The sequence below is a fragment of the Catenovulum agarivorans YM01 genome (assembly GCF_000281085.1).
In the GTDB taxonomy this organism is placed as follows: Bacteria; Pseudomonadota; Gammaproteobacteria; order Enterobacterales; family Alteromonadaceae; genus Catenovulum; species Catenovulum agarivorans.
On record NZ_JH767523.1, the window covers coordinates 48,850 to 72,586 of the forward strand.

Here is a 23,737-nt window from a genome sequence, read left to right on the forward strand (position 1 = left end):
TTGACGTGATATAGCAGAAAAAATGCTTGACTAATAGTCGGTAAAAGGCGGTAATGAGTGCGCATAATTCTTATAATATTTGAGCAATTTTTGGTAGCTGATGATGAAAGCACTGCAAAGACACACAATCTTTGCCGCCATCGGTGGGGTGATATTCTTTATTCTGCTGGGGGTGGCCTCACTTCATGCACTCAATGAGTGGCAGAATTCTTATCGATTACAAATTGTTAGTAGCCAAGCTAAATATGTCGAAGGTATGTTCGATAAATTGCTGGTTGACACTCAGTACCAACACAACTTAATTTACCCTCAGGCAAACTCGGAAAATGTCCATAGTGCCACCCATGCAGATTATAGCTATTGTTTTGATGTGACACAGCGGACTGAATGTGAGACAAAGCCTACAAATATAAATGCTACGGGCAGCATCTTCAGCTCAAATGATCTACAAACTATATTCTTAGAAGTTATAAACCGATACCAATCGAATAAAGTCGGTATTGTGCAATCAAGTTCAGGCCAACCTATTGCAGTCGCTATGAGTAAACAAAATGGTCAGGCTTTTATTCAAGGTTTTAAACTCCCGCACGATTCAGCAAATTTCACAATTAGTCCGTTTGACGTCTCAGCACATACTGATGCCTTTGTTACCTCTGATTTAATTGATAACCAGCGTAAGTGGGCTGTGCCAGTTGCTGTTACCCCTTTTTCATTTTATAGCCAACCTGTTGTTTGGTTGGCTGGCCTGATTTGTTTACTTTCGGCTTTGATGTGTTTTTATATCTACTTAACCCATTACAAAAAATCCCGACAAAGTATTAATCGTTTAACCGAAGAAGTTGCACAAATTAAACCGAACGATGATAGTGCTAAAAAAGTTAGCAATTACCAAACTGAAGAAGTAGGTGAGTTGGCCGGTTCAATTAACGGTATGTTAGATGAGCTATTTGCTGCAAAAGAATTTAATAAAGTAACCCTTAACTCAATCGGTGACGCAGTGATCACCACTGATTTAAACGGTGTTGTGACTTACTGTAACTCGACGACGTTTAAAATCATTAAAGCTTCGGTGACTGATATAGTCGGCAAACACATTGCCGATGTGTTGCCTTTTGTCGATCCTGAAGATTCAAAACGTCTGCGTCATGCACTAAAAGACGTGGTTAAAAATGCCGAACAAAGCGATAGCGCGAGTGAGCGCTGTATGCATAGAATTAATCGCGAGTTAGAAGTCTTATATATAGAAAAGCACATCACCACTTTGCGTAATCCTTCGAAAGAGTTGGTTGGCACAGTAATGGTGTTGCGCGATATGACTCAAAGCGAGCGGCTGCGCAAAAAATTAAATTTCCAAGCTAGTTATGATGTTGTTACTAAACTGCTCAACCGCCATAAATTTGAAGAAATGCTCAATGAAGCGGTTCACAACGCCAAAATGGAGCAACGCTCACATGTGTTGTGTCTGATAGATTTAGACAGATTTAAGTTAATCAACGACAGCGCCGGACATGCGGCGGGTGACCAACTTTTATATGAAGTTGGCAGTATATTGCGTTCTTATTTACGGAAAACTGACGTTTGTGCTCGCATTGGTGGGGATGAGTACGGCATTATATTATTTGACGCGCAGCTTGAACATGGCATTAATATTTTCGAAAAAATTCTTGCCCAAGTTAAAGAATATCGATTTATTTGGGGTGGTAAAATTCACTCTATCGGTGCGAGTTTTGGTGTTACACAAATTACTTCTGATACGCATAATGCAGCCGAAGCGCGCCGTGAAGCTGACGCAGCTTGTTACATGGCTAAAAATATCGGCATGAATAATTTACGTGTATTTGACGTCAATAATGAAAAGCTCAATAGCCATCATCAAGCACCTCGCTGGGCAGCTCGTATAAACGACGCTTTAGTTAACGATAAGTTTGTCTTGTTTTTCCAACGCATTAATCCAACTTGTGGTCAAAGTGAGCGTGAGCACATTGAAATTTTACTGCGAATGCAAGACGAAGACGGTATATTGTTGTCACCAAATATGTTCTTGCCAGCAGCAGAGCGTTTTCGTTTAACGCCTAAGATAGATCGTTGGGTGATTAAACGTGTATTTCGTTGGATTTCTTCTCGGCCACAGTTATGGCAAAAAGTAACCTTGTCGATTAATTTATCTGGTGAGTCTCTTAACGATGAGAAACTTTTTTCTTATATTATCGACCTACATGAAAAAATCGGCTTCCCGCCAGAAACTATATGTTTTGAAGTCACCGAAACTGCCGCAGTTGCAAATTTAGTGGTTGGTCGCGAGTTAATTACCAAGCTTAAAGCTCACGGCTTTACCTTTGCACTAGATGACTTTGGTAAAGGTTTCTCATCCTACAGCTATTTACAAAATTTGCCTGCTGAATATGTCAAAATTGATGGCGGTTTTGTCAAGCAGATGACAGAAAATGTTCGTGACAGAGAAATTGTTCGTTCTATTCATCAAATCAGCGCAGTTATGGGGATGAAAACCATAGCAGAATACGTTGAAGATGACTCTATTTTAGAAGCTTTACGAGAAATTGGCGTGGACTATGCTCAAGGTTTTGGCATTCAAAAACCAGCCGATCTTTCTAGCTTTATTCCTATTGCCGATGTGTTGAATGAATCAGAAAGTCTAATAGCTTCTGAGCATCAAGAAATAGAGGTTTGAGGTCAAGCTAAAGCTTCATGCCGTTTGTGGTTTAGCTATTTTATTTAACAAACGGTCATCAAAAATATAATAACAGTTCCGTCCGTTTTCTTTTGCCTGATATAAAGCAACATCAGCATGGGTTAACGCTTGACTTAAATCAAGTTCCACTTTACTTAAACCCATGCTAAGAGTTACATTTATTGCAGACTCGTCCGGTAAAATTATTTTGTGTTCCGACATAAACTTTAGAATTCGTTCAGCAACCTGTGCAGCATCTTCGATATTGCAGTCAACCATCAAAATAGCGAACTCTTCTCCACCAATACGGGCCAATATGTCATGGCTACGAATGATAGACTGAGCAAGTATTTCAGTGATTTGTTTTAACGCTACATCACCAGCGTTGTGGCCGAATGTGTCATTAATATCTTTAAAGTGATCTATGTCTAACATGATGAGTGCGCAATTTAACTGTTTTCTAACCGATAATTTTAAAATGGCATCACCTTTTTCAAAAAAAGCTCGGCGATTATAAATTTTAGTCAGTGGGTCGGTTAAGGCTTGTGCAGTTAACTCATTGTTGGCTTTGATTAGTTTTTTCTCTGCATATGTACGTCGGCTAATTTCTCGTTTCAGCATTGATGACAAATAGAAAAATCGCCAAGCAAGAATCGACAGTATTAAAATGATAAACAAAGATATGATAATGGTATGCATTAAAATACGCGTATTTTTAATCGGCTTCTGGTACATCAGGTTGTCCATCTGGCTAAAATCGGGTTGGTCACCAGCCATACCTAATTGAATGTAATTATTCGCGATTGTTTTCCATCTGTCTGGATTCATGTGCCCCAGTTGAACCAGTTCTGGCATTATCAATTCTGTTAGGTGATTCGCTTCATAGAGCAAATGTTTTAAACTTTTATCTGGCGCGTAGTTATCTTTAATTATATTAACTGTTTCTTCTATGTTGCTTAGTGCGTAGTGCCAGCCTTTAAGTGACGCCTGTTTAAATTTGTCGACAATTTCGGGATGTTGTTGGGCAAAGTCTTCGTGAGTGATTAACACATCACTATAGAAATTTACGCCGTAATCTTTCGGTTTGATTAGGTTATATTCGTATCCAGATTGTTCCAACTGGAATGGTTCATTAGACATATACGCGTTCAGTGCCGCAACTTTACCTAAGACTAAGTCGTTAATACGGGCATTTTGTGTGATTAACTTTAGCCCCTCTAGTCTAAATCCTTCTTTACGAAAAACAGTCAACAGTTCGGCGCTTTCGGTACCTGGTAATGTGGGAAGTGGTTTATCAGCTATATCCTGAGGTGATACATAACCATTCTTTTTTAACGTGAGCCAGACTAATGGTGAAGATTGCATCAAAGCTGACACAGCAACCACAGGTTTAGATTGCATTCTATGAATTGCGACTGCAGAACTGCTAATAGCGAAGTCGGCTTGATGGTTTAGCACTGCATCAATGGGGGACGGGTTGTTAATGTTGTAGGGAATAAGGGTAACTTTGAGCCCAGACTCTTGGTAGAAGCCTTTTTCTTTCGCTATGTAATAACCGGCAAATTGAAATTGATCTTCCCATCTCAACTGTAGCGAGAGTTCCCTTAATTTTGCGCTCGCTGGTAAGCTGGTAATAATGACCAGAATAGAGAAAACTATTGATAGAGCTTTTACCCGCTGCAATTTGGTCATTCTAACCCCCGCATTCCTTAATTAAGGCTAATCCATTTTTGGATATTAGTACACTTATATCAACAAATAATCTTGAAACATAAGGTATACTGTGATTGCTGTTAGTTAATACAACAAGGGTAAATGTTAATTATGGAAAGCATAAACCAATTTTTATTATTTTTAGATAGTTTGCTCGGGAGCGCTGCGTATTTTCCATATGCACTGCTATTTGTTGGCTCATTTTTTACTATTTATCTCAAATTTCCGCAAATACGTTACTTTAAAGGCAGTTGGAAGGTTTTATTTGACAAATCATCCAATAGGTCGCCAGGCGACACTTCTCATTTTCAAGCTTTGGCTACTGCGCTATCAGGCACTGTAGGTACAGGGAATATAGGTGGTGTTGGTTTAGCTATATATTTAGGTGGTCCGGCTGCGTTATTTTGGATGTGGATGACCGCATTTGTCGGTATGACGACAAAATATGTCGAGGTAACGCTATCACACAAATATCGAGTGCAGACTTTGGATGGTACCTATTCGGGTGGTCCTATGTATTACATGGACAGAAAACTAAATATGCGCTGGTTGGCAATTATATTTGCTATAGCAGTTGTTATTAGCGCATTTGGTATTGGCGCCATGCCACAAGTTAATAATATTGCGCAAGCAATGCAGAGCAGTTTATCTATCGAACCCGTTATAACAGGGGGCGTATTATCTATATTATTGGCTTTGGTTATTATCGGTGGAATCCAACGTATTGCCAAAGTGACAGCTAGGATAGTTCCTTTTATGGCCGCTATGTATATTATTGGTGGTTTAGCTGTTGCGACTTATCAAATCGACAATATCTGGCCGAGCATTCAAGCAATTTTTTCTGGGGTGTTTAGCGGCAGTGCAGCTGTTGGTGGCTTTTTAGGTGCTAGTTTTGCATTTGCTTTTAGTCGGGGGGTTAACCGCGGATTGTTTTCAAATGAGGCGGGAGCAGGTTCTTCACCTATAGCGCATGCGAGTGCAAAAACCACCAACCCAGTTAACGAAGGTAAAGTGGCTTTGTTAGAGCCTTTTATTGACACCATAATCTTGTGCACTATCACAGGCTTAGTGATTTTGTCGTCAAATGTGTGGCACCAAAAACACCAAAATCAGTTTGCTTACGCCGATTTATATGTGCTCGAAGGGCAATATTCAGAAAATGTCGCACAAGAGCAACAACAATTATTTGCGTGGTTAAATAAACAAGCGCATGAAGTTACCTTGTTTGATGGCAGTTTGCATGTGGTAAACGGCAAATTGGTTGAATCAGATGTGACCATAGTGCATGCAAGATCAATTGCAGAAGCCGTTCAATTTACCAATTTGAGTGGTCAGCCATATTCGGGTGAATTGGTTGTGAAGCAAGGCAAAGTTGAACCAAATCATATAGAAATTAGTGGCTTGTCGCTTATTCACTCTACTGCATTAACGGCGAAGGCTTTTAACCAAGGTTGGTTTGGTGATTGGGGGGAGTATATAGTTACCTTTGCTATCTTGTTATTTGCATTCTCAACCTCCATATCATGGAGTTATTATGGTGATCGAGCTATGGTATATTTGTTTGGCTCTGGCTCTGTCATATACTTCCGTATGAGTTATATCTTAGGTTTTTTTGTAGCGGCTATTGCAGATACAACAGTCATTTGGAATTTGGCGGCTGTCGCCGTGGCATTTATGACATTGCCTAATTTATTTGCAATCATATTGTTACGTAAAGACATTAAACAAACTCAATTACAAAACGAACAAAAGGTAAATTGATGGCATTAGTTCCTTGTCCCGAATGTGGTAAAAGAATTTCAGATAAAGCGCAAAGTTGTCAGCATTGTGACCACGTGTTAGTGGCAGATCCAGAAAAACTGACAACACAAAGGCGGATCAACAGAATTAAAAAAAGTTCATCGTTGATCACTCATTCATTCTTGGCGTTGATACTATTTATTGGTGGTTTAGCATACTCTAGTTGGTATGCTGATTCGGGCATGGGCTACGATAAAATTGCTTCACAAGTCGTCGCTTTACTTGGGTTGGTGTGGTACGTTGTCACCCGAATTAGAATAATGATGTTTAAACGTGAAAAGCAAGTATGAACTTTTTAGATTTGATCGATAATATGCCTGAAACTGTATATCAATCTCTTTGTGAGGCGGTAGAAACAGGCAAATGGCAAGATGGTAGAGTTGTAGATCCTGAGCAGCGTGAAAATATGTTACAAGCAATTATGGCGTGGCAAGCAAAACATCTAGACTCTGATCAGCCTTTTACTGTGGGGGCTGATGGTTATGTGGTTGAAAAATCACGTGCTGAATTAAAACAAAGTTTTGCGAAAGAAACTATCGTACGGTTTAAACATGATGATATTTAAACAATTATTCCAGCCTAAATGGCAACATAAAGACGCGGTTGTGCGTTTACAAGCAATTCAAAAACTGAACGACAACAGCATATTAGAGCAAGTTGCGACCAAAGATATTGATACAAATGTGCGCAAACAAGCACTTGAGCAGCTTAACACCTTAAGCTGTTGGGATCACGCAATGCAGCATGATAGCGATGTGAAAATTCAGAAGCTAGCGTTAGAAAAAGTAAAGCAACTATTGTTCAGCTCTGATTCGGCATTGACTGCTCCTGAGAAACAACAATATTTACAAAATTGTAGCAATAGCGCTTTATTGGAAGATTTTGTGCGCAGAGGTGATGACGAAGACTTACGCCTTGAAATATTAAATAAGTTAAATAAAAACAACTTAAATTACGATCTAGCCATTCGCGATGCTAATGAAAACATTGCGCTTGCATGTGCACAGCGGATTGACGATGCCAAGCAACTAGAGAAGATTGCACACAAAGCTAAACATACCAAAGTTCGGCAATGGGCAGCCACTAAACTCGAAGAGCTTAAAGCAGCTGCAGAAAAACCTGAATTATTACGCAAACAAACTAGCCTGATTTTAAGTAAGTTATTGGCATTAAAAGATAAGTCTGACTATTTACAGGTCAAACAAGATGGTGAGGTGTTAGTTGAACAATGGCAAAATTTGCAAGTTGATTTAGTGTGTTTGCCTGAAGATGAGCAACTGCTATTAGCCGAAAAATACCAACAGATTGAAAGCAAATATGTTGCAAATTTAACCGCACTTGAAGTTGATTACACTAAAGCTCAAGCAGAAAAATTAGCCTCTGAACGCCAGCAGCAAATTATTGAGCAAGTGAGCAATACAATTGAGCAAATACAATCTCAAGTTGCCAATGCCGTTGAAGCGAATGGCGACAGTGAATTAGATGCGATTATAAAATCCATTGCTGATGCAAAAAAGTTGTTAAGTGAAGACCATGTCGGTGGCCACAAAACTGAAGCCTTGTTTAATCAATTAAATCAAATTGAACACAACGCTGCGCATTTACCAGAATTCGCTGAGCAAGTAGCCCAAGCTACTCGGGCGTTAACACAGTTACATCAATGGCAATTGCCAGAAAATTTAGAACAAGTAGACCAAGCACAAAGTCAATTTAACCAATGGTTTGAAGAGTGGAAAGCGCTAAAAAGAAAAATGTTGTTTGCTTTACCTGAAAGTTTGCAAGAGAGTAGTCAAAGTTTAATCAAAAGTTGGAAAGACACGCTAAAAGATTATAACCAACAGCAAAACTCTGCAATTAAACAATTAAAAGGGCAAATGCGTGAATTAGACCGCCTTATTCAGGTTGGGCGCTACAACGTAGCCTTAGGTTTATTCAGAAAAATAACAGAGGGTATTGCAGGTTTAACTGCTCATAGTTACAGCAAAATCGAACGTGAGCATCAGCGCTTAAATGAGCAAGTTAATAATTTAGAAGAATGGAAGTCTTATATTGGTTTACCGAGAAAACGTGAACTTTTAGCAGAAGTTGAAGCTATGGCAGAACAAACTTTAGAGGATGTGCATGCGAGAGCTAAACAAGTTAAATTTGCTCGGCATAATTGGCGGTTGTTAGGCAACACAGACTGTGAAGAGAACAAACAGCTCAACGAAGCGTTTGACGTCGCGATTGAACAAGCTTTTGCGCCTTGCCGTGAAAAGTTTGCTGAATTAGAAGCGCAGCGCGCGACAAATTTACAAACGCGCAATCAATTAGTTGAAGAAGTTGAAGCTTGTGCTCAAGCCTTTGCCGAAAATGCAGATTATACCGAACTCGCTAAACACTTGCCTCGTTTACAAAATGAGTGGAACAAAGCCGGTAGCGTTGAACGCAGCGAATACAATCAAGTCAGCCAAGCTTTTTTTGCTGCCATCAAGCCACTTCGACAACAGCTAACTCAGTTTTATACAGATAATGCTGAACAAAAACGTCAATTGATTGCTAAGGCACAAAAATACGCGCAAGAGCAAGAGGTTGCACAAGCAAGCGAAGCATTAAAACAGCTTCAACATCAATGGAAAAACATAGGTTTTGCTGGTGCTCAAGTTGAAAACAAATTATGGGCTGAGTTTAGAGCAATCAATGATGGTGTGTTTGATCAAAAGCAGGCTGACTATCAAGCAGAAAAAGATAAACAGCAGCATGCGTACGAGTCGATAAAAGAGCAAATTGACCAGCTTGTGCTTGACCTTGAGCAAGCTAATTTAGAGCAGTGTTATAGCCAAATAGATAAACTTAAGGCAATTTCATTAGCCGAGTGTAGCCTAAATCAAACTAAACGTTTAGATAAGTTATTGAGCCAAGCTACAAGCAGCTACCAGCAAAAAATCGTGCAATTAAAACAGCAAGCGCAAGCTGACAATTTACAGCAGTGGTTAACTAATTTGGAAGCTTATGTAATTGAAGGCCAATTGGATGAAGCAGGGTTAAACAGTTTGCCTGCAAATATTATTCATGCAATTGAATTGGCGCAAAATAGCCAACAATCAGCTGATATTAGCGAGCAGCGCCGCGATATCACTATACGTATGGAAATTGTCTCTGGGGTAGATACGCCAGCAGAAGACGCTTCACGTAAAATGGAAATTCAAGTTCAATTATTATCGGAAAAGTTGAACGAAGGTGAGACTCAATCAACGCTAGATTTGCTTAATAAGTGGTTGAGCTTAGGTGCAATTCAAGCGCAAGATAAAGCTTTATTTGCAAGAGTTAGCAAAGCGATGCAAGCTGAACTACAACCGGCTTAAACACCTAACCAAAGCTAAACTTACGGTGTTATCGTAAGTTTAGCTATTTGGTAGCTTGGGTATTATAGTTTAATAGAGTTTACTACCCCAATTTAGTTTACGTCTCAGTACATTAAAGTAGTTGTAGTCTTTTAAATGTATTAGCTTTAGTAAGTCTGGATGCTTTTGAATGCGAATTTCATCCCCCGGCAGCACAGGTAAAGTTACATGGCCATCACAGGTCACGCCAAGCTGAGCTTGAGAGCGGTTTGGTACAATAAGCTGTATGCTTGAATTCGCATCAACCACCAAAGGCCTATTTGTCAGCGAGTGTGGGAACATAGGTAACAAACAAATTGCATTTAAGTTAGGGGTCAGTATTGGTCCACCGCCGGATAACGAATATGCTGTTGTCCCTGTTGGAGTAGATAGTATCAAGCCATCAGCACGTTGACTAAAGACAAATTTGTCATTGATATAAACTTCAAATTCAATCATGTGCGCAACTTTGTCCGAATGCAGCACGGCTTCGTTTACTGCGCTATTTACACTTTTAACTTCTCCGTGTCTATGCACTGTCACTTCTAATAAGAATCTCTCTTCAATTGAAAATTGACCTTTAAGTACCTGGGTTAGGGCGCTTTCAAATGCTTCTGGGTGAATGTCAGTTAAAAACCCCAAATTACCACGATTAATTCCAATAACCGCTGTATCAAAACGCGAGAGTACTCGCGCTGCGCCGAGCATATTGCCATCACCACCAATAACTATGGCTAAGTCGCAAGCCTGCCCGAGCTCCAATAGGCTCAATTGTTCAACATTGTCTAGCTCTACGTCATGACCAACTTTTTGTTCGACAAAAACTTGGCAGCCTTGTTGTTGTAAGAACTGACATACACTGACTAAAGTTGTTGTTGTATCTGGATGGTTTGGTTTACCAACTAAACCAACTCTTTTAAAAACTGACGGCATTAATACGCCCTAAGATGTTGTAAGCTTTTATAAATTTTAACGCAGCATGAAATATCAACAAGTACTAATCGCCCTGTGAAGTAGATTTTGTTTGTTTAAATTAACCCTGAAGTGCCATTTGAGGCTTGATTCGAATTTTTTTGCCCTTATATTGCAAGACAGTGTTAAGGGCCAAACCAAAACCCTAGTTAAACAAATTGTTTTTGGAGTATATATATGAGCAATGAACAACAAGACGTTCAAGTTGAAGAAGTAGCAGAGCAAGTAGATGCGCAAGCGGCAGAAAATAACGAGCAAGTTGTAGTAGAAGACAACCAAGTACAAGTTTTAGAAGCTAAATTAGCTGCAGCTGAAGCAAAAATTCAAGATCAACAAGACTCTGTTGTACGTGCAAAAGCAGAAGTTGAAAATATTCGTCGTCGCGCTGCTCTCGACGTTGAAAAAGCTCATAAATTTGCATTAGAAAAGTTCTCTAATGAGTTATTACCAGTTGCAGATAACTTAGAGCGAGCTTTGCAAGCGGCAGATAAAGACAACGAAGCTCTAGTGCCTATGATTGAAGGTGTTGAATTAACACTGAAGAGTTTTGAAGCTTCGTTAGCAAAATTCGGCGTTGAAGTGGTTAGCCCTGCGCAAGGTGACGCGTTAAATCCAGAATTACATCAAGCTATGTCTATGATCCCAAACCCGGATGTGGCGCCAAATGCAATCATTGATTGTCTGCAAAAAGGATATACCTTAAACGGTCGTTTATTACGTCCAGCTATGGTTATCGTATCAGCAGCCGGTGGTGTAGATACAAAAGCTTAATAGTGCTTTTGTTATTAATGCAAACACCTTGATAGCACAGCAAGCTGTGGCTTTTTCTGGGTGTTTGCATCTGTCGCTCAAGTCATCGAATGAGAGAGGAAAGTTAGTGGATCAGGTTTTCTAACTCTCTTGATAATAATGCTTCATCAGCCATATTAAGTTGTAATAAGCGTTTAAGATGGGCTGCACTATCAATATCTATTTGCCTACATTCTAAACCTATGTAAGTTTGGGCTAAATGGGCAATGCTCACTTGCATTTCTATTGTCACATCTGAGTTAGGTAACTCAAATATTAATTCATAACTCAAATCTTCACTGAGTTGTTCACGTATCTTAGCTTGAGAGCCATCTTCTATACTATTTTCAGGCAAAGACACAAGCGCGCCTTTTAAAGACAAATCTATCAAGTTCACATCCCAACAGTGATGTTTATTACTTAATTGTGCCGGAATTGCAAAAAAAATTCGGGTGAAATGTCTTCTTTCGTCCATATATACCGCTCTTAAAACTAATTTAGATATAATATAGCGCATAAAACAAAAAACGGCAGTTTTTACTGCCGTCTTTGTTGCTGATTAACAAAAATAAAATTTAGTTTATTTTTTTGTATTTAATTCTATGTGGGTTTAATACAGCATCTTCACCCAAAGTTTGTTTTAACCAAGCTTCGTAGTCAGTGTAGTTACCTTCATAGAAGTTCACTTTACCTTCATCACGATAGTCAAGGATATGCGTCGCAATTCTGTCTAAGAACCAACGGTCATGCGAAATGACCATAGCACAGCCTGGAAAGTCGAGTAGGGCGTTTTCTAATGCACGCAAAGTTTCTACGTCTAAATCATTGGTAGGCTCATCCAGTAACAATACATTTCCACCCGTTTTTAATAACTTAGCTAAATGTACACGGTTGCGCTCACCACCTGACAATTCACCAATACGTTTCTGTTGGTCTGTACCTTTAAAGTTAAAACGGCTGACATAAGCACGGCTATTAATTTCAAAGCTACCAATAGTGATAATATCTTGGCCTTCAGAGATTTCTTGCCAAACTGTGTTGTTGTCATTCATGTCATCTCTGAACTGATCAACACTTGCTAGTTTTACTGTGTCACCTAAAACTATCTCACCACTATCAGGTTGCTCTGTGCCGGATAACATGCGGAATAAAGTTGATTTACCCGCGCCGTTCGGGCCGATAATACCGACGATTGCTCCTTTAGGCATGCTAAACGATAAATCATCAATTAACACTCGTTCGCCGTATGATTTAGTTAGATTGTTTACTTCAACAACTTTATCACCAAGCCTTTCTCCAGGTGGAATGTAGAGTTCGTTGGTTTCGTTACGACGCTGGAAATCTGAGTTATTGAGTTCTTCGAATCTCGACATACGCGCTTTGCTTTTCGCTTGGCGGCCTTTTGGATTACTGCGTACCCATTCAAGTTCTTGTTTAATTGAACGTTTACGGGCATTTTCTGCACGCTCTTCTTGCTCCAAACGTGCGTCTTTTTGTTCTAACCAAGATGAATAATTGCCTTCCCATGGAATACCATGGCCACGGTCTAATTCTAAAATCCAGCCTGCTACGTTATCCAAGAAGTATCTATCATGGGTAATAGCCACAACTGTGCCTTCGTAGTCATGTAAGAACCTTTCTAACCAAGCAACAGACTCGGCATCCAAGTGGTTAGTCGGTTCGTCAAGTAATAACATGTCTGGTTTTTCTAATAACAAGCGGCACAGTGCAACACGACGGCGCTCACCACCAGATAGTTTGTTTACATCTGCATCCCATGCTGGCAAACGTAGTGCATCAGCGGCACGTTCAAGCATATTTTCAATGTTGTGCCCGTCATGGCTTTGAATAATGTTTTCTAATTTAGCTTGTTCAGAGGCTAATGCATCAAAATCAGCATCAGGCTCAGCATAAGCAGCATAAACTTCATCTAATTTGCTTATGGCGTTTTTAACTTCAGAAATTGCTTCTTCGATGTTTTCACGAACGTTTTTTGATGGATCTAACTGTGGTTCTTGCGGCAAATAACCAATTTTTAAGTCGGGCTGTGGACGTGCTTCACCTTCAATCTCGGTATCAATGCCGGCCATTATGCGTAATAGCGTTGATTTACCTGCGCCGTTTAAACCCAAAACACCAATTTTTGCGCCAGGGAAAAAGCACAAGTTGATGTTTTTTAGAATTTCTCGTTTTGGTGGCACTATTTTGCTCACCCGGTTCATAGTATATACATACTGAGCCATATAAGTTCCTAAATTAATTCGATGTTTTCTGAATAAAAATTTTGCGTAAGTTTAGCAGTGTTGGTTGCTATTAAACAAATAAGTTACCATTCAAGATTGATTAAAATTTACCGAATATAAATAATTATGACTTTTTGCCGATAAAATGGTATCTATAGCGTAATTTTACGGCAAAATTTATTCGCCTACACTAACATATAACTATTATTAACATGGGTTGGTTTAACCACTTAATTGAATAGGTTAAACCTTTACAACCTGAGTGAAGGAACACTCAATAACAATAAGAGGTTTCGGCTTTCCATGCAATGGATCAAAGCTAAGGTGTTTCATTCGCTTTCTGTAAAAGCAACATTAGCAGTTCTATTATCCTGTTTGTCATTAGGGATGATTGGTGGTTTTTTATTATCGAATGATCAAAATAGTCACCTGAATCATTCAGCACACGAAGAAACACGGCAAATAGCTTTGCTACAAGCTGATTTGCTCAATCAACATTTGTCTCATTTACTTTCATTAGGTGCATTAAGCCATCAACAGGTAAGTCAGTCTATTGAAGACTTTTATGCTGCATATCAACAAAATGCTCAAGTGGTAGTTGGCAATCGTCAACCGGCTATAGCTGAAGCTAACACGGCAATTTATTATGCGGATAAATCAAAATTAAATGAAACCGATGAGGCGTTAGCAAATCATTTAAATGCAACTTGGACACGCGTTGCTCAGCCTTTGGCAGACAAATTTAACAGCTATTATTTTATTTCTCAGCGACATTTTGCTGTTACTTACCCGGCTAAATTAGCGACTGAATTACCGAGTAACCATGACTTTGACAAAGACATATTTTATAAATTGGGCACCCCACATTTTAATCCAACCCGCCAACCTTTGTGGACACCGGTTTATTTTGACGATATTCATAACAGTTGGATGACAACGCTAGTTTATCCGATTTATTTACAAGGGCAGTTTATTGGTGTTGTTGGTGCTGATTTTATCTTAGAAAACATCATGGAATTGGTTGCACAAAATGTTAATAGTTTACGCGGCCAAGAAGTTTTTATCTTTGATAATAAAGGTAATTTAATTTTTCATCCTGAATTTAATAGAGTTGTTACTAGCCAACAAGCTGAGTTAAACACTCAACTCAACAACTTTCAAAATGCGCCGAATTTTAGTCAGAAAATAATTCGTGAAGCTTTAGTAAATGGCCGCTTTCGTGGTGAAAAGGTGTTTATGGTTGATCACCAATTTCCCGTGGCAGTGGGCAATATCGCACCTTTGAGTTGGTATCTTGCTGTAGTTGATGTGTCTGATTCAGTAAACCAGTATTTATCTAGCTATAATAAAAAGCTTTATTTAGGTTTTGCAGCGGCGGCAGTAGCGTTTGCTTTGCTAATTTATTTTTTGATTAACCAAACCATATTAAAGCGCTTGAAAATTGTTACTCAAGCATTATCACAGCATAAACAAGGACAGATAGATTTAGGTGAGCTGTTAGACGAGCAAGATGAAATTGGTGTGGTAGCGCGTTCAATTAATTCGTTATCAGGTGAAGTACATAGTTTAATTGATGGCTTAAACGAAAAAATTAAAGAAAAAGAAGTCGCTGAGCTCGCCGCAGTTAAACTTTCAAATGCGGTTAAACATAGCGAAACCGCAATTGCCATTACCAATGATAAGTTTGAAATTGAATTTGTTAACCCCAAATTTGTTGAAATGTGTGGACGGGAAGAAGACGAGTTAATTGGTCATCACCTCAAAATTGTCTTCGATCAACATATGGCGTGGATGTTAGATGCGGCTTTTGAGCAACTGCAATTAGGCCATGCTTGGAAAGGCGAGTTATTGATGGTGCACTCAAACGCGACTGAAATTTGGGTATCACAAACTTTCTCGCCAATGACTGAAGATGTTAATGGTGGCAAACATTTTGTATCTGCGACGCAAGACATTTCTATGATGAAAGATAATCAAAGAGAAATGGAAAAGCTTGCTTATCATGATCCACTAACAGATCTATACAACCGAACTTTTTTTAAAGCTCAGTTAACTAAATCGTTAGAAATGACTAAACGTGGTCATTTCGCCTTTGCATTATTTTATTTTGATTTAGATCAGTTCAAACGAGTTAATGATACGCTAGGTCATGAAGCGGGTGATGAACTTTTAATTGAAATTGCTCGCCGTTTGGTCCGACGTTTACGTGCTGAAGATACGATTGCTCGTTTAGGTGGGGATGAATTTGCCGTGATATTAAGTGGTGTTGCCACTGTTGAACGTGCAAGCGCGATGGCTACCGATATTCAAAACGTTATTCGTGAGCCTGTCCAGCTGTCTGGTGCTGAGGTGTTAGTCAGTGCGAGTATAGGTATCACTATGTCGCCAAAAGACGCTATGAGTATTGAAACTTTGTTGCGTAACGCTGACCTTGCTATGTATCGAGCCAAAGCGGCGGGACGTAGTACGCATTATTTCTTCACAGATGACTTAGATAAAGCTGTGCAAGAAAGTTTATTGATTGAAAGTGAACTGAGAGTTGCTTTACGCGAGTTTCAGTTCCAGTTGTTTTATCAACCCCAGATAGATTTAAAAACCGGTAAACTGTTCGGTTTTGAGGCTTTGATCCGTTGGAATCACCCTGAGCGAGGCATGGTATCACCTGCGATATTTATTCCTGTGGCAGAGCAGTCTGGTTTAATTGTTGAAATGGGCGAGTGGGTACTGGCCGAAGCAAGTATGTTTATTGCTCGACTCAATCAGAAGTACAATGAAAACTATACGGTTGCGGTGAATTTATCTGCGCGTCAGTTTAAAGATAAGAGTGTGGCCAAAGTGATTAAAGGCAGCATTATTAATGCGCGGATTAAACCTGAGTGGTTAGATATAGAAATTACTGAATCTATGTTAATGGGTGACATTAACGAAGCGCTGCACCAGTTGGACGACATTAAAGCACTCGGTGTGCAAATGTCGATTGATGACTTTGGTACAGGTTATTCATCGTTAAGTTATTTGAAAAAATTCCCAGTTGATACATTAAAAGTCGATAGAGCCTTTATTAAAGATATCCCAGACGATACCGACGATATGGCGATCTCAGATGCTATTATCGCTATGGCGCATAAACTCAATATGAAAGTGATAGCCGAAGGGGTAGAAACGGCCGAACATGTGCAGTTTTTAATTCAAAATCATTGTCAAATAGGCCAAGGTTATTTATTTAGCCAGCCAATTGATGAAGAATCTTTGTATAAATTTATTGATAGCGAAAATAAATCATATATGCACTTGTTTGAAAAACAAGGTGTTAAGGCTGGATAAAAGTTTAGATAGAAATGAGCAGCGAACAAATCAACACCTGTTCGCTGTTTCATTGCTAACAGTCAATTAACCTAACATCAAAAATGAGCACTGCATTCGGGCCAATTTTACCACTATTGCCTTTTTTGCCCCAAGCCAGCTCAGGTGGAATAACCAACTCGTATCTGTCGCCTACTTGCATCAGGGGTAAACCAATTTGTAAACCTTCAATTGCTTCAGCCAAATAAAACTCTTCTGGTAAATTACCTTTGTAACTATCGGCAATGACAGAGCCATCAGCTAACAAAATACGCTGATGCAGTTTAACTAATGAGTCTGCTTGTGGACGTTTATTATTGCTGTCAGTTGTTTGATCTATCACTCGATACATTAGTCCAGAGTCATGTTCAACAACATCCGCTTTTGCTTGGTACTTCTCTAAAAAATTTTCAGTATTTTTGCGATTAAGGCCAGTAGAGCCTTTAGATTTTTTCTTTGCCATAATATAGTAATTACTACTTTTTAATTAAAAACTTTTGACTAAATTATCTAACCACTTTGTTGGCAATATACGGCGCATAAAACCGATAAAGTAGGTTGGTTTAGTGACATAATATCTTGCTTGTGGCTGTTTTGCGCTTAATGCATACCTGACGCGTTTGAGCACAGATTCAGGACCTTCAGTAAAGGCCATACCAGGACCTTCTTTTTTTAAGCGTTCAAGCATTTTTTGATAGGTATGTTGAAAACGACTTTGGTTAATATCAATATTCAGCTCAAATTGCGCCAACGCATTTGCACGAAACTGGCTCAAAATGGGTCCTGGTTCAATTAAACTGATGTGTATGTTTGTGTCTTTTAGTTCAAGCCTGAGCGTGTCAGATAAACCTTCAATGGCATATTTAGACGCGTTATAAGCACCGCGAAATTTCATTGCGACTAAACCTAATACACTGCTGTTTTGCAGAATCCGACCTTGTTTGTGCTTAAGCATATGCTCAATGCATAAATTAGTTAGTTGATGCCAACCAAATACATTTGTTTCAAACAAAGTACGTAACTGTGCGCGTGAGATATCTTCTAATGCACCAGGGAGGGCATAGGCACCGTTGTTGAATAAAGCATAAATATTGCTGTCGGCTTGCTGCTCAGCCCAAGCAAAACCTTGCTCGACACTTATGGGGTCGGCTAAATCAAGTTGGTAAGCGTTTAATCCTAAGGCTTTAAGCTTTTCAACATCTTGCTGTTGGCGTGCAGTTGCCAGTACTTGGTAACCTTCTTTATCCAATTCAAGTGCACAATGCAATCCAATACCAGAAGAGCAGCCTGTAATGAGAATGGTCTTTCTTGCCATTTTGTATCCAAGAGTTTTGAGAATCAGCTATCAAAATGGCAGTGTAACAATTTTTACGCGTGAGGGTTAGTGCACTCTGCATATACACCGTATCTTTTGTCGTGGGTGTACAGGTGCACCCATAGCGGATGATTTTTTATACTTAACCACATTTGTGCATGCTGGGCAGATGGGCAAATTACTTGTTGGATATAGGCTTTTTGTTGTTTTTCGGCCATGTCTAATTGATCAGGTATTTGGATATAAGCATTAATACTGTTGTTGACAACTTGTACACCCTGAAAACGCCAATCCCCATAAACAAAGCTGGCGTGAAAGGTGTTTCTAACTTGGCTAATAGTTTGTTTGGATAATGCTTCGGTTACTTGTGGCGTTTGGGTTGGAGCATAAGCCGAAGCCTGCTTGCATGCAGATAATTGGCTGCTAAAGACTATGACAACTAGCATAGACAATAATAGTTTTAGTTTTTCCATGTTATTTCTCCTACAACCTTGAAATAAACGCAAAGCAAATATTAAACAGGTCCGCTGAACCTATAATTTAATATCGGTTGTGGAGAAAATTACTTTAGTGAGTTTTTCGGCCAAAGGCCTTTTGAAACCAACTGATAAATTTTTGATAACGCAGGCCAAGGAGCAGTAGCGCAACTAACGCATATAAACCTGGCTCGTATATGTCCGCTTTACGTGATAAGAAAAAGTGCCAACAGACCAACACAATCGCCAGATATATAAAATTGTGTATTGGTTGCCACTTTTTCTTCAGCCATTTTTTAGCTATGTTGGGTGAGGTGATTGCTAAAACTAGCAGAATTAACAATGCAAACATGCCAAGCCAAATATAGGGGCGTTTAATTAGCTCTGAGATAAAAGTTGCTAGAGAAAAATTTAGTTCGAACCACCAAAAGCACAACACGTGTATGCATGCATAGGCAAAACAATATAAACCAAGCAAACGGCGCTGACGCATAATGACAGCTGACTTAAATGTTTTTGCTGCAGGGCTAACTAACAAGGTCACAATTAATAAATTGAGTGCGCCTATACCATAAAAATGGATGACAGCTTTTACTGGATCTGCGCCTAATGCATCTTGGCTTGCGAGCCAGAAAATAGAGCCAGCCCACAACAAACAAATAATGTGAATAACCAGTTTAATAAGCATCAGAAATATTGGGTTAAATCCATATTTTTATATAAATGGGCAACTTGCTCGGCATAACCGTTGTACATCAAGGTTTGTTGATGTTGTTGGTTAAATACACCGCCCGAGGTGATGACTCTTTCTTGCGCTTGGCTCCATCTAGGGTGGTCGACATTTGGATTTACATTGGCATAAAAACCATACTCAGAAGGCGCAGCTAAATGCCAAGTCGTTTTAGGTTGAGATTCTGTTAGGTGAATTTTCACAATAGACTTGATGCTTTTAAAACCGTATTTCCATGGGACGACTAATCTAATTGGAGCACCATTTTGATTGGGCAGCGACTTGCCGTACAGACCAACAGCCATAGTGGTGAGTGGGTGCATAGCTTCGTCTAAACGTAAGCCCTCAATATAAGGGTATTTTATATTACCACCAATAAATCGACTGGTTTGCCCACGCATTTCACTTGGACGGCGTAAGGTTTCGAATTGAACATATTTAGCATTGGCTTTGGGTTGGGCTTTTTCTAAGAGTTTATTTAATGAAAACCCTATCCATGGAATGACCATAGACCAAGCTTCTACACAACGCAGCCGATAAACACGCTCTTCGAGTGGAAACTGGTTAAATAAATCTTCGTAATTTAGTTTTATTGGATTGTTTACTAAACCAGTAATTTCGAGTTGCCACGGGTTTACTGTCAACTTATGCGCATAGTCGGCAGGATCTTGTTTGCTGGTGCCAAATTCATAAAAATTGTTGTAGCTGGTAACTTTGTCTTCTGGTGTTAAGCTTAGGGTATTATTGTTATCCGCTGCGTATTTTAATGCCATTAAGCTAGCTTGTTTGCGAGGCTCTTCATCTTCTTTGAGCCAATCGAATAAATTTGCTTGGGCGCCACCGGCAAACATAGCGCTGCTGAGCCCTAGTCCTTTCAAAATGAGTCGACGATTATTAAAGGTATTTTCGTCGGTAATTTGCCAATCTTTAAAGTCACTACGATTTGATTTAAGAATTTTCATATAAACATCCAAGATGTAGTTTGTAACATAGACCTCAATAACTTAGGTTTTATTTCAATTAGTCAGACAAAATTCGCACTTCACGCTGTGGAAATGGAATTTTGATGCCTTGGTGTTTCAAGGTTTCAAAAATGGCTAAGTTGACTTGGTATTTAATATCGTAATAGCTCTGGGTAGTCGCCCAATAACGCACCCCTATGTTAATTGCACTGTCGGCAAAACTATCAATACCGATTTGTGCAGGTCGCCTGCTATCTACACCATCAAACTCTTGAAGAATATCGCTAATCAATTGAATAGTCAGTTTTACATCTGAGTCGTAGCTGATACCTATACTGCTATCAACTAATTTGTTTTGATATGAGTTGTGCAATACATCACCAATTAAAAATTTGTTTGGGATGATAATATCTTCTTCTTCTTCGTTGACTAATACGGTTGAAGCTAGTTTAACTTCTTTAACAACACCTGTTATGTCACGAACTGTAATGGTATTACCTATTGTAAAAGGCCGGGTCAGAATGATAGCTAAACCAGCGCCATAGTTTGACAACATACCTTGCAGCGCTAAACCTGCGCCTAGTGAAGCAGCACCAATAGCAGCTACAAATGGAGTAATGCTAATACCAATTTTGCCTAAGGCGACCACTGTACCCGCAGCCAACACCAAAAACTTGAGTAAATTAGCTAAAAATTGGCTAAGTGTGACATCAACATGGCGTTTGACTAAAGTTTGGTTAAGTATTTTGCCTACTTTATTGGCCAAAAGCAGAAAAATGATGAAAATGACAAAAGCTGCGAGCAGTTGGAAACTATAAGTGACTAAATATTCTATGGCTAAATCATAGATTTTTTCGAGCTTTTCGATATCTTCAACAAACATGTTTACTCCTTGGAAGCTTATAATTTTCAATCAATGCCTTGTCTAAATGCTTTTTATCTCTTGCTGAAATCTTGCATCTTCAACTAGTTTGGGTATATATATTTTGCTGGCTTTTAGCCAGTAGCTGAAGTGTACCTTAATACTAGATGAACAAGGCACAACAATGAAAGTATTTGATCAATCGGAATTAGCAAATTTAAACCAAGCGGCAGCTGAGTCGCCAAGAAGACGCAGCAATTTAAATTGGCATAAGGATTATACTGCTGCTGTGCAGCGTTTATTTATCAGCATGCAGCCAGACAGTTATGTTCGCCCACACAAACATGTTGAAGCGAATAAATGGGAATGTTTTGTGGTGTTGCAAGGGACGTTGTTATTCGTAACTTATAAACCCGACGGCAGTATATTGGACAAAATTTGTTTGGGGCCTGAGCAAACAGCGTCTGTTGTTGAAATACCACCGGGTGTTTGGCATTCAACTGTTGCTCTGCAAGCGAATACAACGTTTTTTGAAATTAAAGAAGGTCCATATACGCCGATTAACGACAAGGGGTTTGCGTCTTGGGCACCCGAGGAAGGCAGCCCAGAGGCGCAAGATTATATACAATGGTTAATTGATGCTAAAGTGACAGAGTGTTGGTCGCGCGCTGACTAAATTTGTTATACAGGCTTTTCCATGTAAAAAAGAGTACAAAACCGTTAAAAATATGCCAGCCAAAGTGACTGCCGACTGGCCATGCTGTGCATATTTGGTTGTCTATTGTTCTAAAAGTTATTGAGATTAAAAATGCGATTATCGCCGCAACGAGTGGCCAATCGGTATCTTTATATTTATGACTGTGGAGTAGGGTAAAGACCATCAGCATCACAATCGACGGTATGTACATTTGCGAGCCATTGAGGTCAATTGGCAACCAGCCAACTAAGTATGTTGACACTAAAAACAACAAAAATAGCCCGATAGATTTTGTCCAAGACAGTTTTAACACCATTGTTGGATACAAGAGCAATAGAGCTACTTTATAAATATAAATTGGGATCACATCGGCAAACATAGCCCATTTGGTCGCAAATGTATGGAACAAAAAGCTACCAATACCAATAATGGCGATATTGCAGCTCAGTACGAATAAAATGGCATTCTCTTTGTTGGTTAGCTGTGATTTTGTTTTATTCCACAAAGAAAAAGCAAATGCCGCAGCTAAGATAAAAGCTAAGTTGCTTAGGGCGTTGAGCGGCTCAGACCAAAAGGTAAAGTCGGTACGCTCGCAATAGAGATCCATCATGTTTTTTGTCATTTGAGTCTAAAATACGAGCTTATTCTAAAGTAAAGTTGGTATATTACAATGAACTCAGCAGCGTTTCTTCGCTTTGTTCATCCGCTTCAAACTGATACCAATAACGACTGTCGGCAACCGGCGTTTTTTCCGGTAATACAGGGTTAGTTAATTCAATAGCGACCATTTTCTCGTTAGACAATTTGTTAATTGTATAAGCGGCAAAAGTTTGTTGTAGGAGTAAATCATCTAGCGTTCCATCATTCACCATATGCTCTAAACGCTCGGACAACAGCATTGCTAATTGAATATCATTTTGGTTAACAAAAAAGTAGATGGGTTTGATAAAACTAACCACTAAATCAGGTACAACAACTAAGTTTAGCTTGGGGTTGTCTAGCACAAGTTTGTGCGCTTTGTGTGTCTCCGTCGGTAAATAGTCGAAACGCTCACCTTCGAGCATATGGATTAAGGTTTGTTCGTTGCTTGAATAAACACCGGTTAATCCAGCTGACAGATAAATTTGTTTATCACCGGTATTTCTTGATACACCAAAACTCAAGGTTTCTAGCAGCTTACGTTGATTGACTATACTAAACTCAGGCAAACGTTGCTTTTTCACTATAACACTTTGGTAGCCTAGGAGCCCTTTAGCTATCGGGACACGTATTGCTAATAGTTGCTTTTCTAGTTGCCTATTAGTCGGGTGCCACACAATATCCAACTCGTTAAACTTAACCATGTCTATATCGCGCTGAACTGGCGTGTCGTTGTGAATTGTTTCAAGCTGATAAGTATGCTGCTGGCTTAACGCAAGACGCAGTAAGCTTTGCGCATATAATGCCATGTCACTATTTGGATTGACGTTCATTTTAATTTTTTCTAGCGCTTTGGTTGAAGGAATAATAAAAGCCAACAGGATTGTAATTGTCGCTAATAACCTAGTTCTTCGCTGCATGCTAACCTCCTGTGTTAGTTTGTTGAAGAATGAGGATATGATGAGCTTAACTTTAATTATATTGGTTTAAACATTTAGGCTGAAAAACCTGATGTACTGACTGATGAATTTTTACTCATGTTTTTGTGAGCTTATTGTTTTACAATAAGTTTTTTGGGGGAGGTACGCTAAATAACAATAAAACTAGCGGCATTACCGATTAGGATTAATGGTAAATTATTACAAA

20 protein-coding genes are annotated in these 23,737 nt (G+C 39.2%); 8 read left to right on the forward strand and 12 right to left on the reverse strand.

Annotation, left to right across the window (positions count from 1 at the left end; all coding sequences use genetic code 11):
* The first annotated feature begins 100 nt into the window (after positions 1-100).
* The gene (locus WSC_RS23945) at positions 101-2,689 is read left to right on the forward strand and encodes an EAL domain-containing protein (RefSeq protein ID WP_082196115.1); all 2,589 of its coding nucleotides are present in this window, start codon (positions 101-103) and stop codon (positions 2,687-2,689) included.
* 15 nt (positions 2,690-2,704) lie between these two features.
* Here the strand turns inward: WSC_RS23945 and WSC_RS0104830 are convergent, their stop codons facing one another.
* A complete protein-coding gene (locus WSC_RS0104830) occupies positions 2,705-4,381 on the reverse strand; it encodes a GGDEF domain-containing protein (protein WP_016954782.1) in 1,677 nt (558 codons plus the stop codon).
* 132 nt (positions 4,382-4,513) lie between these two features.
* Here WSC_RS0104830 and WSC_RS0104835 point away from each other — a divergent pair, with 132 nt between their 5' ends.
* Genes WSC_RS0104835 through WSC_RS0104850 form a run of 4 tightly spaced genes read left to right on the forward strand, consistent with a single transcriptional unit; the run spans position 4,514 to position 9,546 of the window.
* Complete coding sequence (locus WSC_RS0104835; RefSeq protein ID WP_026016668.1) at positions 4,514-6,163, forward strand: alanine/glycine:cation symporter family protein; 1,650 nt, start codon at positions 4,514-4,516, stop codon at positions 6,161-6,163.
* Positions 6,163-6,492 (forward strand): zinc ribbon domain-containing protein, encoded by a 330-nt coding sequence (locus WSC_RS0104840; RefSeq protein WP_016954784.1) that lies wholly within the window; start codon positions 6,163-6,165, stop codon positions 6,490-6,492. The genes WSC_RS0104835 and WSC_RS0104840 overlap by 1 nt, the downstream gene beginning before the upstream one ends.
* On the forward strand, positions 6,489-6,767 hold the full coding sequence (locus WSC_RS0104845) for a YeaC family protein (protein WP_016954785.1): 279 nt from the start codon (positions 6,489-6,491) through the stop codon (positions 6,765-6,767). The genes WSC_RS0104840 and WSC_RS0104845 overlap by 4 nt, the downstream gene beginning before the upstream one ends.
* Positions 6,754-9,546, forward strand: coding sequence for a DUF349 domain-containing protein (locus tag WSC_RS0104850; RefSeq protein ID WP_016954786.1), 2,793 nt, complete (start codon positions 6,754-6,756; stop codon positions 9,544-9,546). The genes WSC_RS0104845 and WSC_RS0104850 overlap by 14 nt, the downstream gene beginning before the upstream one ends.
* 69 nt (positions 9,547-9,615) lie before the next feature.
* On the opposite strand, the gene nadK is transcribed toward WSC_RS0104850, so the two are convergent.
* The gene (gene nadK / locus WSC_RS0104855; protein ID WP_016954787.1) at positions 9,616-10,497 is read right to left on the reverse strand and encodes an NAD(+) kinase; all 882 of its coding nucleotides are present in this window, start codon (positions 10,495-10,497) and stop codon (positions 9,616-9,618) included.
* Positions 10,498-10,713: 216 nt separating this feature from the next.
* On the opposite strand from nadK, the gene grpE reads away from it, so the two are divergent.
* Entirely contained in the window at positions 10,714-11,307 is a 594-nt protein-coding gene (gene grpE, locus WSC_RS0104860; RefSeq protein ID WP_016954788.1) for a nucleotide exchange factor GrpE, read from the forward strand.
* 103 nt (positions 11,308-11,410) lie between these two features.
* On the opposite strand, the gene WSC_RS0104865 is transcribed toward grpE, so the two are convergent.
* Both WSC_RS0104865 and ettA read right to left on the reverse strand, forming a co-directional pair.
* On the reverse strand, positions 11,411-11,800 hold the full coding sequence (locus WSC_RS0104865; protein WP_016954789.1) for a PilZ domain-containing protein: 390 nt from the start codon (positions 11,798-11,800) through the stop codon (positions 11,411-11,413).
* 100 nt (positions 11,801-11,900) lie between these two features.
* A complete protein-coding gene (gene ettA / locus WSC_RS0104870; protein WP_016954790.1) occupies positions 11,901-13,568 on the reverse strand; it encodes an energy-dependent translational throttle protein EttA in 1,668 nt (555 codons plus the stop codon).
* Between the two features lie 303 nt (positions 13,569-13,871).
* On the opposite strand from ettA, the gene WSC_RS21875 reads away from it, so the two are divergent.
* On the forward strand, positions 13,872-16,892 hold the full coding sequence (locus WSC_RS21875; protein WP_016954791.1) for an EAL domain-containing protein: 3,021 nt from the start codon (positions 13,872-13,874) through the stop codon (positions 16,890-16,892).
* 55 nt (positions 16,893-16,947) lie between these two features.
* Here the strand turns inward: WSC_RS21875 and WSC_RS0104880 are convergent, their stop codons facing one another.
* From WSC_RS0104880 to WSC_RS0104905, 6 genes are all read right to left on the reverse strand, one after another.
* Entirely contained in the window at positions 16,948-17,373 is a 426-nt protein-coding gene (locus WSC_RS0104880) for an FKBP-type peptidyl-prolyl cis-trans isomerase (RefSeq protein ID WP_016954792.1), read from the reverse strand.
* Positions 17,374-17,397: 24 nt separating this feature from the next.
* Positions 17,398-18,225 carry an SDR family NAD(P)-dependent oxidoreductase gene (locus tag WSC_RS0104885; RefSeq protein WP_016954793.1) on the reverse strand — a complete coding sequence of 276 codons (828 nt, stop codon included), beginning with the start codon at positions 18,223-18,225 and terminating at the stop codon, positions 17,398-17,400.
* Between the two features lie 53 nt (positions 18,226-18,278).
* Positions 18,279-18,698 (reverse strand): hypothetical protein, encoded by a 420-nt coding sequence (locus tag WSC_RS0104890; RefSeq protein ID WP_016954794.1) that lies wholly within the window; start codon positions 18,696-18,698, stop codon positions 18,279-18,281.
* 94 nt (positions 18,699-18,792) lie between these two features.
* Positions 18,793-19,389, reverse strand: coding sequence for a protein-methionine-sulfoxide reductase heme-binding subunit MsrQ (locus WSC_RS0104895; RefSeq protein ID WP_016954795.1), 597 nt, complete (start codon positions 19,387-19,389; stop codon positions 18,793-18,795).
* Positions 19,389-20,393 carry a protein-methionine-sulfoxide reductase catalytic subunit MsrP gene (msrP, locus tag WSC_RS0104900; protein WP_016954796.1) on the reverse strand — a complete coding sequence of 335 codons (1,005 nt, stop codon included), beginning with the start codon at positions 20,391-20,393 and terminating at the stop codon, positions 19,389-19,391. The genes WSC_RS0104895 and msrP overlap by 1 nt, the downstream gene beginning before the upstream one ends.
* Positions 20,394-20,451: 58 nt before the next feature.
* Positions 20,452-21,276 carry a mechanosensitive ion channel family protein gene (locus WSC_RS0104905; RefSeq protein ID WP_016954797.1) on the reverse strand — a complete coding sequence of 275 codons (825 nt, stop codon included), beginning with the start codon at positions 21,274-21,276 and terminating at the stop codon, positions 20,452-20,454.
* Between the two features lie 163 nt (positions 21,277-21,439).
* Between WSC_RS0104905 and WSC_RS0104910 the strand changes: the two genes are divergently transcribed.
* Positions 21,440-21,931, forward strand: coding sequence for a WbuC family cupin fold metalloprotein (locus WSC_RS0104910; protein WP_016954798.1), 492 nt, complete (start codon positions 21,440-21,442; stop codon positions 21,929-21,931).
* On the opposite strand, the gene WSC_RS0104915 is transcribed toward WSC_RS0104910, so the two are convergent.
* Positions 21,897-22,574: a ceramidase domain-containing protein gene (locus WSC_RS0104915; protein ID WP_016954799.1), complete on the reverse strand. Its 678-nt coding sequence runs from the start codon at positions 22,572-22,574 to the stop codon at positions 21,897-21,899. The two genes, WSC_RS0104910 and WSC_RS0104915, sit on opposite strands and share 35 nt — an antisense overlap.
* A 43-nt stretch (positions 22,575-22,617) precedes the next feature.
* Positions 22,618-23,511: a type 2 periplasmic-binding domain-containing protein gene (locus tag WSC_RS0104920; protein ID WP_016954800.1), complete on the reverse strand. Its 894-nt coding sequence runs from the start codon at positions 23,509-23,511 to the stop codon at positions 22,618-22,620.
* Positions 23,512-23,737: the final 226 nt, after the last annotated feature.

Bases quoted from the DNA above. Each gene is read 5' to 3' on its own strand.
- WSC_RS23945 (WP_082196115.1), top strand. From the start codon at position 101: ATGATGAAAGCACTGCAAAGACACACAATCTTTGCCGCCATCGGTGGG.
- WSC_RS0104830 (WP_016954782.1), bottom strand. From the start codon at position 4,381: ATGACCAAATTGCAGCGGGTAAAAGCTCTATCAATAGTTTTCTCTATT.
- WSC_RS0104835 (WP_026016668.1), top strand. From the start codon at position 4,514: ATGGAAAGCATAAACCAATTTTTATTATTTTTAGATAGTTTGCTCGGG.
- WSC_RS0104840 (WP_016954784.1), top strand. From the start codon at position 6,163: ATGGCATTAGTTCCTTGTCCCGAATGTGGTAAAAGAATTTCAGATAAA.
- WSC_RS0104845 (WP_016954785.1), top strand. From the start codon at position 6,489: ATGAACTTTTTAGATTTGATCGATAATATGCCTGAAACTGTATATCAA.
- WSC_RS0104850 (WP_016954786.1), top strand. From the start codon at position 6,754: ATGATGATATTTAAACAATTATTCCAGCCTAAATGGCAACATAAAGAC.
- nadK (WP_016954787.1), bottom strand. From the start codon at position 10,497: ATGCCGTCAGTTTTTAAAAGAGTTGGTTTAGTTGGTAAACCAAACCAT.
- grpE (WP_016954788.1), top strand. From the start codon at position 10,714: ATGAGCAATGAACAACAAGACGTTCAAGTTGAAGAAGTAGCAGAGCAA.
- WSC_RS0104865 (WP_016954789.1), bottom strand. From the start codon at position 11,800: ATGGACGAAAGAAGACATTTCACCCGAATTTTTTTTGCAATTCCGGCA.
- ettA (WP_016954790.1), bottom strand. From the start codon at position 13,568: ATGGCTCAGTATGTATATACTATGAACCGGGTGAGCAAAATAGTGCCA.
- WSC_RS21875 (WP_016954791.1), top strand. From the start codon at position 13,872: ATGCAATGGATCAAAGCTAAGGTGTTTCATTCGCTTTCTGTAAAAGCA.
- WSC_RS0104880 (WP_016954792.1), bottom strand. From the start codon at position 17,373: ATGGCAAAGAAAAAATCTAAAGGCTCTACTGGCCTTAATCGCAAAAAT.
- WSC_RS0104885 (WP_016954793.1), bottom strand. From the start codon at position 18,225: ATGGCAAGAAAGACCATTCTCATTACAGGCTGCTCTTCTGGTATTGGA.
- WSC_RS0104890 (WP_016954794.1), bottom strand. From the start codon at position 18,698: ATGGAAAAACTAAAACTATTATTGTCTATGCTAGTTGTCATAGTCTTT.
- WSC_RS0104895 (WP_016954795.1), bottom strand. From the start codon at position 19,389: ATGCTTATTAAACTGGTTATTCACATTATTTGTTTGTTGTGGGCTGGC.
- msrP (WP_016954796.1), bottom strand. From the start codon at position 20,393: ATGAAAATTCTTAAATCAAATCGTAGTGACTTTAAAGATTGGCAAATT.
- WSC_RS0104905 (WP_016954797.1), bottom strand. From the start codon at position 21,276: ATGTTTGTTGAAGATATCGAAAAGCTCGAAAAAATCTATGATTTAGCC.
- WSC_RS0104910 (WP_016954798.1), top strand. From the start codon at position 21,440: ATGAAAGTATTTGATCAATCGGAATTAGCAAATTTAAACCAAGCGGCA.
- WSC_RS0104915 (WP_016954799.1), bottom strand. From the start codon at position 22,574: ATGACAAAAAACATGATGGATCTCTATTGCGAGCGTACCGACTTTACC.
- WSC_RS0104920 (WP_016954800.1), bottom strand. From the start codon at position 23,511: ATGCAGCGAAGAACTAGGTTATTAGCGACAATTACAATCCTGTTGGCT.